Raw genomic sequence first — 15154 nt, 5'->3', positions numbered from 1 at the left:
TGGAATCAGATGAACTTGAAGTGCAGACAACCCAGCGGCCCGTAATCGGCCTCGAAGAGGTCGCCCGCTTTGGCCGCCACCGGGCGCGTGAAGCTGCCGGCCAGCACGATCTCGCCGGCCTGCAGCGTTTCGCCCCAGGGCGCCAGTTTGTTGGCCAGCCAGGCGATGCCGATGGCGGGGTCGCCCTGCACGCTGGCGGCCAGGCCGGTCTCTTCGACCGCGCCGTTCTGCCGCAGGACGGCGCCACACCAGGGGCGGTTGGTGGCGCGCGGGTCAGCGCGGAACGCCGGGTCGCCTGCACCGATCACGATGCCGGCGTTGGCCGCGTTGTCGCTGATGGTGTCGTAAACCTTGCGCATGACCTTGGTGTGGCGGTCGAACTGCTCGATGCGCGCGTCGATGATCTCGATGGCGGGGGTGATGTGGTCGGTGGCAGCGAGCACATCGTCCACCGTCACGTCCGGCCCGGTGAGTGGAGCCTTGAGCACAAAGGCCAGCTCCACCTCAACACGCGGCGCGATGAAGTGCTTGACCGGGATTTCCAGCACCTCGCCGGCCTGCGCGGTGTAGAGCATGTGATCGAGCAGGGTGCCGTAGTCGGGCTCGTCGATCTGGCTGCTGATCTGCATGGCGCGGCTGGTGAGGCCGATCTTGTGGCCGATGACCTGGCGTCCTTCGGCCTTCTGCAGATTCACCCAGGCACGGCCGATGCGGTAACCGTCTTCGACGGTCATGCCGGGGTGGCGTTTGGAGAAATGTTCGACCGGCGTTCGCGTCTGTTGCGACTGCTGCAGTTCGGCGGCGAGCTGGGCGATGAGTTCGGGGCTGAACATGGTGGGGTCAGGCTTTCTTGGGTGCAAAGAGCGGGTGCAGCGAACTGTTCTTGGCGTCGAAGACCTCGTGACCTTCGTCCACCTGCACGGTGATGCCGATGGGGCGTCTGGCGAGTTGCTCGGCGAAGCGTTCTTTGACGCAGGCGTTCAGTGCATCGCCCACGCGCTGGTGCACGACAGCGCTGCGGCCTTTGGCCATGCGCACGTTCATGTAGACGAAGGCGTAGTCGCCGCCGAGCCCGGCCGCGATGCCGGCCGTACCGCCATCGGAAACCGCACTGTGCGCGGCGGGGTAGGCGAACACGCGCGTGCCGCCGTGGGGGAAGACCTGCCGGTCCTGCTCGTCGCGCACACCGAGCATGGTGTCGCACAGGGCGCGGCACAGGCCGCTCATGTCAACGCCGCCTTCGGCCGCGGGCTTGTCGAGGTTGTGGGTGTAGAGGATGACGAGGTGGGGCATGTTCAGAGTCTCGTGCTGACCAGGCTGAAGCCGTCGGCGGCCGAGGCCTGCGCCTTGGGAATGGCTTTGCCCGTGACGGGGGTGACGGGAAACACGGCGTTGATCTGGCCGGTGCCGCTGGCACCGAAATACGGCGTGATGACCTCGGCCTTGCCGTCGTATTCGCTCCAGCCCAGCACGCCCATCATCATGGCGGTGTCGTGCATGAAGCCTTCGCCGTGCCCCTTGGCCGCGTACTCGGGCAGCATGCCGCAGAAGTTGGCCCACTCGCCGTTTTCCCACATCTGCACCACGCGGTGGTCCAGGGTTTCGAGGAAGGGGCTCCAGACCTTGAAGGCGAATTCGGGCGCGAGGCCGTTCTGCGCGAAGCGGTGGCTCAAGCTGCCGCTGGCGAGGAAGGCGACGGTGCCGTCGTAGTGGTCCTCCACCGCCTTGCGCATGGCCCAGCCCAGGCGTGCGCTGTCGTTGAGGTAGTGAACCGTGCACAGCGCCGAGACCGAGATGGCCTTGAAGTGCTGGTCGGCGTTCATGTAGCGCATGGGCACGAGGGTGCCGTATTCGGGGCCAAGCGTGGTGGCGTGGTGGGCCAGGGTTTCGACGCCATGCTCGTTGGCCACCTTGGCCAGCAGTTGCCCCAGTTCGGGGTTGCCGGGGATGGAAAACGGCATGTTGCTGATGAAGTGCGGCAGCTCGTTGCTGGTGTAGGTGCCCTCAAAATGCGGCGCGCAGTTGAGGTGGTAACTGGCGTTGACGAGCCAATGGGTGTCGAACACGACGATGGTGTCCACGCCGGCTTCGCGGCAGCGGCGGGCGATTTCGATGTGGCCGTCGATGGCGTCCTGCCGCGTGCCCTTGCGCGGGCCGTCGAGCTCGCTGAGGTACATGGAGGGGACGTGAGTGATCTTTCCTACGAGTGCTACTTTGCCCATGGGTTTTGTCTCCTGTCAGATGGTGGAAATTGCTTCGTTGGCCCCGTGGGCTGACCACGCCGGGCGCCCACCTCCGCTCATGTCCCCCGGTCTGCGCTGCGCGCAGCCCTCCTCCTTTACTTCGCTGCGGTAGGCACCCGGCGCGGCCAACCCACTGCATGGCTGGTCCGTCGCCCCATGAGTGCCAACACCTCGCGTCTGATCGATCGGGTGGGGTGTTCTGCGCAGCGAAGTCAAGGAGGAGGGCCGGGCAAAGCCCGGACCGGGGGACATGAGCGGAGCAGAGCGCCCCGGCCGTTCGATCCTGCCCACCCCTTTGAGCGAAACAGCGGAGAACACATCACACCCCCCAATGAGGAATGTGATGGGAACCGAGGGAGACCGCCACGTTCTTGGGCTCCAGGAACACCTCGTAACTCCAGGTGCCGCCCTCGCGCCCCGTGCCCGAAGCCTTGGTGCCACCGAAGGGTTGCCGCAGATCCCGCACATTCTGCGAATTCACGAAACACATGCCCGCCTCCACCGCCGCGGCCACGCGGTGTGCCTTGCCCAGGTTCTCGGTCCAGACGTAGCTGGAGAGACCGTAAGCAATGTCGTTCGCCAACTCGATGGCGTGAGCCTCGTCCCGGAACGGAATCAGGCAGGCCACCGGGCCGAAGATCTCTTCCTGGGCGATCTTCATGCGGTTGTCCACATCGGCAAACACCGTCGGCCACACGAAGTTACCGGCCCGCACATGCGTCGGCAGCTCGGCCGCATAACTCGGCCGATCCAGGCCGCCGCACAACATCGTCGCACCCTCCTTCGGCCCCAGCTCGATGTAGCTGCGCACCTTGGCCAGATGGCCCTGGCTGATCATCGGGCCGATGGTGGTTTTTTCGTCCTGCGGGTCGCCCACGACGATGCGTTTGGCGCGCTCGGCGAACTTCGCGGCGAAGTCGGCGTAGATGCTCTGCTGCACCAGGATGCGCGAGCCGGCGGTGCAGCGCTCGCCGTTGTTGCTGAAGATCATGAAGAGTGCGGCGTCGAGCGCGCGGTCCAGATCGGCGTCGTCGAAGACCACGAACGGGCTCTTGCCGCCCAGCTCCATGCTGAACTTCTTCAAGCCCGCGGTCTTGACGATGCGGTTGCCGGTCGCGGTGGAGCCGGTGAAGGAAATCGCACGCACGTCGGGGTGCGCGCACAGCGGTTCACCCGCCTCCTTGCCAAACCCGTGCACCACATTCAGCACGCCGGCCGGGATGCCGGCCTCCAGCGCCAGATCGCCCAGGCGCGCGGCGGTCATGGGCGACAGCTCGCTCATCTTCAGCACCGCCGTGTTACCGAACGCGAGGCACGGTGCGACCTTCCAGGTGGCGGTCATGAAGGGCACGTTCCACGGGCTGATCAGCGCGCACACGCCCACCGGGTGGAACAGGGTGTAGTTCAGGTGCGTGGGCGTGGGGTAGGTGTGGCCGTCAACCCGGGTGCACATCTCGGCGAAGTAGCTGAAGTTGTCCGCTGCGCGCGGGATCAGCTGCTTGCCGGTCTGTGCGATCACCTGGCCGGTGTCGCTGGTCTCGGTCTGCGCAATTTCCGGGACGTGCTTAGCGATCAGCTCGCCGAGTGCACGGATCTTCTTGGCGCGCTCGGTCGCCGGCAGGCCGGCCCACTTGGGGAAAGCGTCCTTGGCGGCCTGCACCGCCGCGTTGACTTCGGCCTCGGTGCCCGAGGCCACTTCGGCCAGCACGCCCTGCGTGGCGGGGTTGATCGTTTCGAAGTAGTCGCTGCCGGCGACGGTCTTGCCGTTGATGAGGTGATCGATGCGTTGGGTCATTGGGTGTCCTGTGCGGATTCAGCGCGGCGCGCCGGTGATGGTGTTCATGAGAGCACCGATGCCCTCGATCTCGGTGACGATCACGTCCCCCGGCTGGCAATCCACCACGCCGTCGGGCGTGCCGGTGAGGATCAGGTCGCCGGGCATCAGGGTCATGAAGCTGCTGAAGTATTCGATCAGCGTGGGCACATCGAAGATCATGTCTTTCGTGTTGCCCTGCTGCGTGAGCTGACCGTTCACGGTGGTCGTGAGCGCCAGGTTCATCGGGTCGGGCACGTCCGCCGCGTCCACCAGCCAAGGCCCGATGGGCGTGCAGGTGTCGCGGTTCTTGACCTTGAGGTTGGGGCGGTACCAGTTCTCCAGGTAGTCGCGGATCGCGTAATCGTTGGCCACGGTGTAGCCGGCCACGTACTGCAATGCATCGGCCTTCTTCACGCGCTTCGCAGGCTTGCCGATCACCACCGCGAGTTCACATTCGTAATGCATGAACTGCACGTTGTCGGGTCGCACGGTGAAGGCGCGGTGACCGATCAGCGAGGACTCGCCCTTGACGAAGGCCAGCGGTTCTTCGGGCGCCTTGAAATCGAGTTCCTTGGCGTGATCGGCGTAGTTCAGACCCAGCGCGAGCACGGTGCGCGCGCGGTCAACGGGCGCCAGCGGCGGCAACCAGACCACCTCGTCGAAAGTCACGCGGCGACCTTTGAAAGCGGGGGTGAGCAGTTCGAGCTGGCCATCGGCTTTGATGGCGTCGTGGACCGCGCCGGCCCAGGCGATACGGGCTCTTTTCATGTCTGTTCTCCGACGAAGGCGTTCACCAGCGGCTTGAAGCCGGTGGCCAGGATCTCCACAACGTCGCCGGCTTTGGCGCGCGGGCGGGTGCCGTCGGGCAGGCAATCGGTGCCCAGCATCAACACGTCGCCCGGCCGCAAGGTCTGGAAGGCGTTCACGTCGGCCCAGAGCGTGGCCGCATCGCGCACCAGATCGGCCAGCGCCACGGTCTGTCGGTGCACGCCATTGATGCGCAGATCGATCACCAGCCCAGCCAGGCCGTCGAGGCCCCCCAGCGCGTCCAGCGCCACGGCATCGCGCCCCACACCGAGGAAGCCGTCCACACAGCGGAACTTCACCGACGGGCGGAAGTAGCTCTCGTGCGGAATCGCCACGTTGTTGAACAGCACGGCGCTCGCGACGCGGCCGCCCTCGCCCGCAACCAGCCCGAGCGACGCGCTCACATCGACCTCGGCGACCTGGTGGGGCAGCGCGATGGCATGGCCCGAAGGGGTGAAGGTGTTGGCGGTCTTGATGTAGAGCACCGGCGCCTGCGGCGGCGCCTTGTACGGCGCCTCGTTCATGCGCGGCGCCCACAGCGCGTGTTCGCGCCGGAAGTTCAGCAGGGTGCCGTAGACCGTGCCCTGCGGCAGGTACGGCGGGGTCCAGGGGGTGTTCATGTCGGTTCCTTCATGCGGCGTCTTCTTCGGTCCAGCCCTCGCCGGCGGTGGCATCGGGCACTTCCAGCGCGATCACGCTGTCGAGCAGGGTGTAGAGCTGCGCCAGCCGCGCCTTACCCAGTTGCGATTCCATCCAGGCGTAGTGCGCCTCGATGGTCAACGACAGCGTGCGCACCAGCTTCAGTCCGGCTGGCGTGGCGCGCACCACCGTGCGGCGCGCGTCCTGCGGGCAGCGCGCGCGGCTGATGAGCCCGTCGCGTTCCATGCGCGTCAGCACACCGGTGAGGCTGGGGCCGAGCAACAGCGCTTCGCGTGCCACACGGCCGGTCTCCACGCCCGCCGGATCGGCCGCGTGTTCACCCAGCACACGCAACACGCGCCACTGCTGGTCCGACAGGCCGTGCTCGCGCAGGCTGGGCCGGGTGTGCTGCATCACGGCCTCGCGCGCTTCGAGCAGCAGGCGCGGCAGGTTGCGGTGGACAAAAGGGGTTTCGGTGCTCATTTATTTAATATGTTAAATGATTTCCCCAGCCTCAAACCGAGGGTTTTCCCGATGAAGCCCTTGGGCAGCACACGACCGGGCGGCGCAGGGGGACAATGCGCGCCATGAAAAACCTCCCTTCCCTGCTGGGCACCGAATGGCCCTTGATCCAGGCCCCCATGGCCGGCGTGCAGGGCGCGGCCCTGGCCATTGCCGTCAGCAACGCCGGCGGCCTGGGCTCATTGCCCGGCGCCATGCTCACGCCCGAGGCCCTGCAGCGCGAGCTGGCGGCCCTGAGCACTGGCACCCAACGTCCCTGGAACGTCAACTTTTTCTGCCACACACCACCCGAACCCGATGCGACCCGCGAGGCCAGCTGGCGCACGGCGCTCGCGCCCTTCTATGCCGAGGCCGGGCTGGACCTCGCTGCGGTGCCGGCCGGCGCCGGCCGCGTCCCGTTCAGTGCCGCAACGGCCGACCTGCTGGAACCCTTTCGCCCGCGGGTGGTGAGCTTCCACTTCGGCCTGCCGGCCCCCGAGCTGGTGGCCCGCGTGAAGAGCTGGGGCAGCGTGGTGCTGTCCAGCGCCACCACGGTGGACGAAGCGCGCTGGCTCGTGGCCCACGGCGCCGATGCGGTGATCGCCCAGGGGCTGGAGGCCGGTGGCCACCGGGGCATGTTCATGACGGATGACATCAGCACGCAAACCGGCACCTTCGCGCTGCTGCCGCAGATCGTGGCCGCCGTGGACGTGCCGGTGATCGCCGCTGGCGGCATCGCCGATGCAGCGGGCGTGACCGCGGCGATGGCGCTGGGTGCGGCGGGTGTGCAGGTGGGCACGGCTTACCTCTGCAGCGCTGAAGCCACCACCAGCGAGCTGCACCGCGCCGCGCTGCAGAGCGCCGCCGCGCGCCACACCGCGCTCACCAACGTGTTCACCGGCCGGCCGGCGCGTGGCATCGTCAACCGGGTGGTGCGCGAGCTCGGTCCCCTGAGCCCGGTTGCGCCCGCCTTCCCGCTCGCCACCGCCGCCATGGCGCCGTTGCGCGCTCACTTCGAGGCGCTGGGCCGTGGCGATTTTTCACCGCTGTGGTCGGGCCAGAACGCCAGCGGCTGCCGGTCGCTGTCGGCGGCCGACATCACCCATCAGCTCACCCGGGGCTTTGAATGTTTGTCGTGATCTTCCGCGCCCAGGCGCGCGCCCTCGATGCCGACTACAGCGCCATGGCCGCGCAGATGCGTGAACTCGCGCTGACGCGGTTCGGCTGCCTGGACTTCACCGCCGCCACCGAAGGCGACCAGGAAATCGCCGTGTCGTACTGGCCCGACGAAGACAGCATCCGCGCCTGGAAGCAGCACACCGATCACCTGGTGGCACAACAACTGGGTCGCGAGCGCTGGTACGCCGCGTATTCGGTGGAGATCGCCGAAGTGAAACGCCGTTACAGCCACCCGGCGACGTGAGTCGCCAGGGGCGGTTCAGAAATAGTCGTCGGGATCGCGGTCCGCACGCGCACGACCCGGTGTTTCGCGCTGCTGGTTGAGCCAGCGCTTGAGGCCGGCCGGTTCCTGCACCCGCTCCAGATCCTGCTCGGTCTGCGCCACGGCCGACTCCAGCGCCGCCACCTGGGCCAGCAGATGCTGTTTCAGCGTGTTCGGGTTGGCCACCTGGCCCGGCGGCAGGTCGAACTCACCCGCCAGGCGCTGCTGGCGCGCGGCGCGCTCGCGCTCCAGCCCGGCCACCTGCTGCTTGAGCAACAGGGTCAGCGCGGCCAGCTTGTCTTCGGCCAGGCGCGACACGGCGGCCGGGTCGGCCAGCTCGGCGCGCAGCTGGATCTGCATCAGCGTGACCAGGTCCTTGCGGCCGTAGGCGGCGTTGGCCTCGCTCATGAGCGCGGTCTTGCGCAGGCGCTCCTGAGCGTCGGTCTCGCGGTCCGGGTGCAGGGCGCTGGCGAGCTGGCGAAACAGCGTGCGCAGCTGTGTCTCGGCGTCGGCCTGCTGCACCTGGGCCTGGGTCTGTTCCGCGCCGGGTTTCTGCCGCGCCTTGCGCGCCTTCGTCTTCGCCTGGCGGCGCGCCTGTTCTTCGCCTTGCGACTCGCGCAGCCGCGCCATGCCGGCGCGCAACAGCTCTTCCATCGACGCGTCTTCACTGGCATCAGCCAGCGGTTCGCCCAGCACCTGTTCCAGCCGCTCGCGCAGGGCGTCGGCCGCGGCCTGCTTCTTCTGCGCCAGCGTCTGCGGGCTGTGCTGGTCGTGCAGCGCGGCCATGGCGCGGTCGCCCTCCTCGGCCAGGGTCTGCGCCAGCCGGCACAGGGCTGCGGTCGCCGTCTCCTGCTGCAATCGGCTCAGGGCCTTGCCCTGCAGGCACTCCGCCAGCCACAAGGCCAGTTCGCGCATGCGCTGGCGCTGGCGCTGCTGCAGCGGCGCGACCCAGCGATGCACCTCCACGCGGTGCGACTGGCCCAGCGCGTCCAGTTCGGAGAGCTGCGCCTTGAGCTTGTCGACGCGGGTCAGCTGCAGGTTGAAGGCCCGCGCGGCGGCCGTCAGCGGCTGTTCGCCGGGCGGCAGCGCGCGCAAGGCCGCGGCGGGCGGCGGGGAGGGATGGCGGGGGTCGGGCAAAAGCGGTCCAGTGGGTGCGGGCGGGGCCGGGGCCAGCCCGGCGGGACTCGACTATATTGCCTGCCACATGGCCAAAGAAAAAACCCAATACACCTGCAACGAATGCGGCGGCAGCAGCCCCAAGTGGCTGGGCAAGTGCCCGCACTGCAACGCCTGGAACACGCTGATCGAATCGGTGGCCGAATCCACCGCTCCGGCGAAGAACCGCTTCGCCTCACTGGCGAAGACGGCCGAGGTCACGACGCTGGCCGACATCGACGCCACCGACGTGCAGCGCACGCCCACCGGTCACGACGAACTGGACCGTGTGCTGGGCGGCGGCATCGTGGAGGGCGGCGTGGTGCTGATCGGCGGCGACCCGGGCATCGGCAAGTCCACCCTGCTGCTGCAGGCGCTGGATTCGCTGCAGCGATCCGGCCAGAAGACGCTCTACGTCACGGGTGAAGAAAGTGGCGCCCAGGTGGCGCTGCGTTCGCGCCGGCTCGGGCTGGACGGTTCGCAGGTCAGCGTGCTGGCCGAGATCCAGCTGGAGAAGATCCTCGCCACGCTGGACCATGTGAGGCCCGCCATCGCCGTGATCGACTCGATCCAGACGGTGTATTCCGAGCAGCTCACCAGCGCACCGGGCTCGGTGGCGCAGGTGCGCGAGTGCGCGGCCCATCTCACGCGTGCGGCCAAGGCCAGCGGCACGGCCATCGTGCTGGTGGGCCACGTGACCAAGGAAGGCGCGCTGGCCGGACCGCGTGTGCTGGAACACATGGTGGACACGGTGCTGTATTTCGAAGGCGACACCCATTCGAGCTTCCGCCTGATCCGCGCCATCAAGAACCGCTTTGGCGCGGTGAACGAGATCGGCGTGTTCGCGATGACCGAGCGTGGACTCAAGGGCGTGAGCAACCCGAGCGCAATCTTTCTTTCGCAACATTCCGAACCCGTGCCCGGCAGCTGCGTGATGGTGACGCTGGAAGGCACGCGGCCGATGCTGGTGGAAATCCAGGCGCTGGTGGACAGCGGCGGTCCGTCGCCACGGCGCCTCTCCGTGGGTCTGGACCGCGACCGCCTGGCCATGCTGCTGGCCGTGCTGCACCGCCACGCCGGCGTGGCCTGCATGGACCAGGACGTCTTCGTCAACGCCGTCGGCGGCGTTCGCATCAGCGAACCCGCCGCCGACCTGGCCGTGATGCTGGCCATCACCAGCAGCCTGCGCGGCAAGCCCCTGCCCAAGGGCTTCATTGCCTTTGGCGAGGTGGGCCTGGCCGGCGAGGTGCGGCCCGCGCCGCGCGGCCAGGATCGGCTGAAGGAGGCCGCCAAGCTGGGCTTCAGCGTGGCCGTGGTGCCCAAGGCCAACGCGCCGAAGAAAAACGACAAGGCCTTCGAGGGCCTGACCATCCACGCCGTGGAGCGCATTGAAGAGGCGATGGAACTCGCGCGCAGCCTGGCCTGACCTGACGCGGACAGATACGCAGTGTCCGCAGCCAGCCGACCGTCGCCAGCCGCGACAATCCGGGGCATGAACTTTCAAAGACTTGTTGTGCCCCTGGCCGGCGCTGTGCTGCTGTATCTGGCGTATCGAGGCTACGGCTGGCCCGGCGTGGTTGCCGTGTCGGGCGGCCTGCTCATGTGGCTGCTGCTGCACTTCACGCGACTGATGACGGTCATGAAACGGGCCGCGAACCGGCCGATCGGCTGGGTCGACAGCGCCGTCATGCTCAACGCAAAACTCAAGACCGGCGTGACGCTGATGCATGTGATCGCCATGACGCGCGCGCTCGGAGAGCGCCTGTCCGTCGAGGGCGAGGAACCCGAGGTGTTCCGCTGGACCGACGGCAGTGCCTCGTCGGTGACCGGCACATTCCAGCGCGGCCGGCTGCAGAGCTGGACCCTGGACCGCCTGGCGACCGACCAGGCCACGGACCCGGCGCCGTAAAATTGCCGGTTGGCAGGCCTGGCCCCGGGCCGCCCCCTCATTTCCAAAGGACGAATGCATGAGCCCCGTAGTTCCCTCGATGTCCGACCGCGATGGCAAGATCTGGATGGACGGCCAGATGGTCGACTGGCGCGACGCCAAGATCCACGTGCTGACCCACACCCTGCACTACGGCTGTGGCGCCTTTGAAGGCGTGCGCGCCTACAACACGGCCAACGGCACGGCGATCTTCCGCCTGGAAGAACACACCGAGCGCCTGTTCAACAGCGCCAAAATCCTGCGCATGAAACTGCCTTTCACCAGGGAAGAAGTGAATGAAGCCCAGAAGGCTGTGGTGCGCGAAAACAAGCTGGATAGCGCCTACATCCGCCCGCTCACCTGGATCGGCGACAAGAAACTGGGTGTCAGCCCCAAGGGCAACACCATCCACCTGATGGTGGCAGCCTGGTCCTGGGGTGCCTACCTGGGCGAAGAGGGCCTGCAGCGCGGCATCCGCGTCAAGACCAGCAGCTACACCCGCCACCACGTCAACATCACCATGACGCAGGCCAAGGCGGTGAGCAACTACACCAACTCCATCCTGGCCAACATGGAAGTGACCGACGAGGGCTACGACGAAGCCCTGCTGCTCGACAGCTCGGGCTTCGTGAGCGAAGGCGCGGGCGAGAACATCTTCGTGGTGAAGAACGGCGTGATCTACACGCCCGACCTCTCGGCCGGCGCGCTCAACGGCATCACGCGCAACACCGTGTTCCACATCGCCAAGGACCTGGGCCTGGAGATCGTGCAGAAGCGCATCACCCGCGACGAGGTCTACATCGCCGACGAGGCCTTCTTCACCGGCACCGCCGCCGAAGTGACCCCGATCCGCGAGCTGGATCGCATCGAGCTCGGCGCCGGCAGCCGCGGCCCGGTCACCGAAAAGATCCAGAGCGCGTTCTTTGACATCGTCAACGGCCGCAACGACAAGTACGCCCACTGGCTGGCCAGGGTTTGACCCCCCGCGCCGCCTGCGGCGTCACCCCCCAGGGGGCGGCACCAGCGGCCGGGCAAAGCCCGTTCCGCGGTGCCACTGGACAGATCCCTGGCATTCCCACCGAACTTGAAACACCCCATGAGCACGTCATCCACCATCGAACTGGCCGCCGCGGACCTGAACCACCAAGGCGGCATCTTCTGCCCCAGCCCCAAGGCCGACATGAAGCTCTGGAACAGCCACCCCAAGGTGTACCTGGATGTGGCCAAGACCGGCGAAGCGCGCTGCCCGTATTGCGGCTCCGTCTACCGGCTCGGCGCCAACGAGCAGTTGGCGCACCGGCACTGAATCCATGGCAAGGCCAGGCAGCGTCGAGCTTGTTGTCTCAACCTACAACAACCCCCACGCGCTGGATCTGGCCTTGTGTGCCCTGCGACACCAATCCATCGCCAACTTCAAGCTCTGCATTGCCGACGACGGCTCCGGGCAAGCCACCCGGGATCTGGTGAACGCATGGGCCGAGGCGTTTGGTCCGCGGCTTCGCCACATCTGGCACGCAGACCATGGCTTCCGGAAGAACCGCATCCTGAACAAAGCCATTGCCAGCTCGACAGCGGAATACCTGATCTTTCTGGATGGCGACTGCGTGCCTGGGCGGGTGTTTGTCGAACGCCACCTCACACTGAGCAAACCGGGTCGCTTCTGTACCGGCGGCGTGATTCGCCTGGATGCACCCACGAGCAACGCCGTCGCCAGGGACCAGATCGAATCCGGCGAAGTGTTCACGCCGCAGTGGCTGTCCGCACACCAGGCCCTGGACAGTCTCAGCAACCGGCTGAAAGCCGGGCTCTACCCGGCGTGGATGTCGGGTCTGGCCGAAAGCCTGACCCCGGTCAGCAAAACCTGGAACGGCGGCAACAGCTCCACCTGGCGCATCAACCTGATCAAGGTGAACGGCTTTGACGAGAACTTCGGCTACGGCGCCGAAGACATCGAACTCGGATTCCGTCTGAACAACGCCGGCATCCGGGGCCGACACCTGCGGTACACCGCGCCGGTGCTGCACCTGGAGCACGAACGGGACTATGCCGACCCGGCCGGCAAGGAAAAGAACAAGGAGACAGCCCTGCATTCGCGCAAGGCCGGCAAGACCCTCTCGGACCAGGGCATCGACCGCCTGTAGCCACCCAACTTCCTGACACCCCCTTTGCCAGACGGGTCAGACAGACAAAAAAAAGCCACCTTGCGGTGGCTTTGAAAGTCCTTGGAAGGACGTCGTTGGGAGACCAGTTTCAAACGCTTGGAACAACGTATGGAGTTTGCCGGATCTGCTTTTTCGAAATGTTGTGACAGCAACAGGGTTTATTGTGCGCTGCCACATGGGTTTCAAACATCCCCCATTTGGGGGAGCATCGGCCCGTTTTGTTGGAAAATCGCCCACCTTTTCGCCAAAAACACGGGCCATACGGTCCTCGATGGAGCCTTGGCGCATGAAAACCCGGCTGACGCTCACAGTGGCAGTTCAACCACGAAGCGCGCGCCGCCACCTGGACGGGATTCACAACGCACCAAACCCCGGTGGCGCTCGGCGATGGACTTGACGAGTGACAGCCCCAAACCCACGCCGCCTTCTTTCTCGCTGGCGCCTGGCAGGCGGTAGAACGGCTCGAAAATGCGCGCCTGCAACTCGGTCGGCACCCCTGGACCCCGGTCGTCCACCCACAAGACCGCCACACCGGAAGCACCCGTCGTCGACGCCCGGGATCCCGAGCCGGACCGCTGCGACAGCGTCAGGCGCACCTGCGGTTCCCCCGGATCGGCATCTGCGCCAGAGACCGGGCGGCCATAGCGCCGCGCATTTTCCAGCAGGTTGCGCAACAAGCGGCGCAAAAGCCTCGGATGGCCTTGCACCAGCAGCGACGACCCACCGGGCGCGATCTCCAGATCGGCACCGGTGCGGGCGCACTCCTCGGCCGCCAGGCCCACCAGATCAACTTCCTCTGTCGGCCCCAGGGTTGAAGCATCGTTGGCATCACGCGCCTCCAGCCGGCTGGCCAGCAGGATCTCGTCGATCAGCTGGTCCAACTCCTCGATGCTGCGCGCGATCTCGGCGCGCTGACTGGACCCGGCACGGTCATGCCCCAGCAGCTCCAGCCCCATGCGGATGCGCGCCAGCGGCGAACGCAACTCGTGCGAAGCGTTGGCCAGCAAGGCTTTGTGGGAGAGCAGCAAGGTCTGCACGCGCTCGGCCGCGGCGTTGAACCGCGCCGCCAGAAACGCCACTTCGTCCTGGCCCTGCACGGGCAGGCGCGTGCTCAGGTCGCCCTGACCCCAGCGCTCCACGCCTTTTTGCAGGATTTCCAGTCGTTTGGTCAGTCGGCGCACGATGGGGTACGCCCCCAGCGCCACCGCCAGCGCCACCAGCCCCAGCAGCCAGGCGAAACCAAAGGGCGACTGCAAGCCGAACAGGCTGCGCCGTGACGGCAAGCTGCCAGGCGGGCGGTTGGCACGCGGCAGCAGGACGTACAGCGTCTGGCCGTCCTTCATCTCCACCTGGAATTCCAGCCCCTGACCCGGTATGCGCACCGCCTTGGCGGGCGACCGCCCCATCTCCTCACCGGCCCCGTTGCGCAAGATGATCTCGCGCGCCACGCGGGCATCGCGCTCCTCGCGGTCCCGATCCAGCGCCATCTGCCAGAGCCAGCCCACCACCAGCGTCAGCACCGCCACGGCCGCCACCACAGCGAGCCAGATGCGCAGGTACAGCCGCTGGCCCCAGAGGCTTTTCATGAGCGCACCTCCGCGACACGGGCTGTGCATTCAGCGGGAACACCGTGGAACCGGCTTCGCCGGGCCGCCAGCGTTGTCCCCCTGGGGAGAAGCCGCAAAGCGGCGCAGGGGGGCATCATCTAGTCCTGCTGCTTGGCAAACACATAGCCCACGCCGCGCACCGTCAGGATGCGCTTGGGGTCTTTGCTGTCGACCTCGATGGCGGTGCGGATGCGACCGATGTGCACGTCGATGCTGCGGTCGAACGCTTCGAGCTCGCGGCCACGCACGGCCTCCATGATCTGGTCGCGCGTGAGCACGCGCCCGGCGCGCTCGGCCATCGCCACCAGCAGGTCGAACTGGTAGGACGTGAGTTCACACACCTGTCCCGCGACCTGCACCGTGCGCGCATCGCGGTCGATCTCCAGTGAGCCAAAGCGCAGCGCGGGTGCACTGCGCGTGGCGGATGCAGCGCTGCCCGGCTCCCCCCGGCGGCGCAGCACGGCGCGGATGCGCGCGAGCAGTTCGCGCGGCTCGAACGGTTTGGGCAGGTAGTCGTCGGCACCCAGTTCCAGCCCGATGATGCGGTCCATCGGATCGCCTTTGGCGGTGAGCATGAGCACGGGCACGCGCGCGTTCTCGTTGGGCAAGGCGCGGATGCGGCGACAGACCTCCAGCCCGTCCATGCCGGGCATCATCAGGTCCAGGATCACCAGCTCGGGCTGCAGCAACATCAGATGTTCAAGCCCTTGCTCGCCGTCGGGCGCGTGCGTGACCGCAAAGCCCGACTGGCCCAGGTAGTCGGTGACCATCTGGGCCAGCCGGGCATCGTCTTCGATCATCAGGAGGCGGGTAGGCGTCGGGGAGGTCATGGCATTCAGTGTAGCGGTCAGGATCC

17 protein-coding genes are annotated in these 15154 nt (G+C 67.0%); 7 read left to right on the top strand and 10 right to left on the bottom strand.

The features are described 5' to 3' along the window. Nucleotides 1-5: 5 nt before the first annotated feature. The 7 genes from hpaH to hpaR form a co-directional block, all read right to left on the bottom strand. Complete coding sequence (hpaH, locus tag AC23D4_RS16130) at nucleotides 6-833, bottom strand: 2-oxo-hept-4-ene-1,7-dioate hydratase (protein WP_472888192.1); 828 nt, start codon at nucleotides 831-833, stop codon at nucleotides 6-8. Between the two features lie 7 nt (nucleotides 834-840). Beyond that, a complete protein-coding gene (locus AC23D4_RS16125) occupies nucleotides 841-1293 on the bottom strand; it encodes a 5-carboxymethyl-2-hydroxymuconate isomerase (protein WP_472888193.1) in 453 nt (150 codons plus the stop codon). A 2-nt stretch (nucleotides 1294-1295) separates the two neighbouring features. Beyond that, entirely contained in the window at nucleotides 1296-2222 is a 927-nt protein-coding gene (hpaD, locus tag AC23D4_RS16120) for a 3,4-dihydroxyphenylacetate 2,3-dioxygenase (protein WP_472888194.1), read from the bottom strand. A gap of 340 nt (nucleotides 2223-2562) precedes the next feature. Then, nucleotides 2563-4038, bottom strand: coding sequence for a 5-carboxymethyl-2-hydroxymuconate semialdehyde dehydrogenase (gene hpaE, locus AC23D4_RS16115; RefSeq protein WP_472888195.1), 1476 nt, complete (start codon nucleotides 4036-4038; stop codon nucleotides 2563-2565). 18 nt (nucleotides 4039-4056) lie between these two features. Then, complete coding sequence (locus tag AC23D4_RS16110; RefSeq protein ID WP_472888196.1) at nucleotides 4057-4827, bottom strand: fumarylacetoacetate hydrolase family protein; 771 nt, start codon at nucleotides 4825-4827, stop codon at nucleotides 4057-4059. After that, nucleotides 4824-5486, bottom strand: a complete 663-nt coding sequence (locus tag AC23D4_RS16105; protein ID WP_472888197.1) for a fumarylacetoacetate hydrolase family protein — start codon at nucleotides 5484-5486, stop codon at nucleotides 4824-4826. The genes AC23D4_RS16110 and AC23D4_RS16105 overlap by 4 nt, the downstream gene beginning before the upstream one ends. A 10-nt stretch (nucleotides 5487-5496) precedes the next feature. Continuing rightward, nucleotides 5497-5988, bottom strand: a complete 492-nt coding sequence (gene hpaR / locus AC23D4_RS16100) for a homoprotocatechuate degradation operon regulator HpaR (RefSeq protein WP_472888198.1) — start codon at nucleotides 5986-5988, stop codon at nucleotides 5497-5499. 104 nt (nucleotides 5989-6092) lie between these two features. Here hpaR and AC23D4_RS16095 point away from each other — a divergent pair, with 104 nt between their 5' ends. Beyond that, the gene (locus tag AC23D4_RS16095) at nucleotides 6093-7145 is read left to right on the top strand and encodes an NAD(P)H-dependent flavin oxidoreductase (protein WP_472888199.1); all 1053 of its coding nucleotides are present in this window, start codon (nucleotides 6093-6095) and stop codon (nucleotides 7143-7145) included. Beyond that, complete coding sequence (locus AC23D4_RS16090) at nucleotides 7133-7429, top strand: antibiotic biosynthesis monooxygenase family protein (RefSeq protein WP_472888200.1); 297 nt, start codon at nucleotides 7133-7135, stop codon at nucleotides 7427-7429. The genes AC23D4_RS16095 and AC23D4_RS16090 overlap by 13 nt, the downstream gene beginning before the upstream one ends. Before the next feature lie 15 nt (nucleotides 7430-7444). On the opposite strand, the gene AC23D4_RS16085 is transcribed toward AC23D4_RS16090, so the two are convergent. Further along, complete coding sequence (locus tag AC23D4_RS16085; RefSeq protein WP_472888201.1) at nucleotides 7445-8584, bottom strand: hypothetical protein; 1140 nt, start codon at nucleotides 8582-8584, stop codon at nucleotides 7445-7447. Between the two features lie 67 nt (nucleotides 8585-8651). On the opposite strand from AC23D4_RS16085, the gene radA reads away from it, so the two are divergent. The 5 genes from radA to AC23D4_RS16060 all read left to right on the top strand — a co-directional run bounded on the left by radA (nucleotide 8652) and on the right by AC23D4_RS16060 (nucleotide 12670). Continuing rightward, nucleotides 8652-10028 (top strand): DNA repair protein RadA, encoded by a 1377-nt coding sequence (gene radA / locus AC23D4_RS16080; protein ID WP_472888202.1) that lies wholly within the window; start codon nucleotides 8652-8654, stop codon nucleotides 10026-10028. Nucleotides 10029-10094: 66 nt separating this feature from the next. After that, entirely contained in the window at nucleotides 10095-10511 is a 417-nt protein-coding gene (locus AC23D4_RS16075; RefSeq protein WP_472888203.1) for a glycerate kinase, read from the top strand. A gap of 58 nt (nucleotides 10512-10569) precedes the next feature. Next, entirely contained in the window at nucleotides 10570-11508 is a 939-nt protein-coding gene (locus AC23D4_RS16070) for a branched-chain amino acid transaminase (protein WP_472888204.1), read from the top strand. 117 nt (nucleotides 11509-11625) lie between these two features. Beyond that, nucleotides 11626-11835, top strand: coding sequence for a zinc-finger domain-containing protein (locus tag AC23D4_RS16065; RefSeq protein WP_472888205.1), 210 nt, complete (start codon nucleotides 11626-11628; stop codon nucleotides 11833-11835). Nucleotides 11836-11839: 4 nt separating this feature from the next. Next, entirely contained in the window at nucleotides 11840-12670 is an 831-nt protein-coding gene (locus AC23D4_RS16060) for a glycosyltransferase (protein ID WP_472888206.1), read from the top strand. Between the two features lie 326 nt (nucleotides 12671-12996). Here AC23D4_RS16060 and AC23D4_RS16055 read toward each other — a convergent pair whose 3' ends face one another. Both AC23D4_RS16055 and AC23D4_RS16050 read right to left on the bottom strand, forming a co-directional pair. After that, on the bottom strand, nucleotides 12997-14277 hold the full coding sequence (locus AC23D4_RS16055; protein ID WP_472888207.1) for a sensor histidine kinase: 1281 nt from the start codon (nucleotides 14275-14277) through the stop codon (nucleotides 12997-12999). A 119-nt stretch (nucleotides 14278-14396) separates the two neighbouring features. Then, complete coding sequence (locus AC23D4_RS16050; RefSeq protein ID WP_472888208.1) at nucleotides 14397-15128, bottom strand: response regulator; 732 nt, start codon at nucleotides 15126-15128, stop codon at nucleotides 14397-14399. Nucleotides 15129-15154 lie beyond the last annotated feature (26 nt).

This window comes from Hydrogenophaga sp. L76, assembly GCF_057654755.1.
This window is presented reverse-complemented; position numbering and strand designations above follow the sequence as displayed.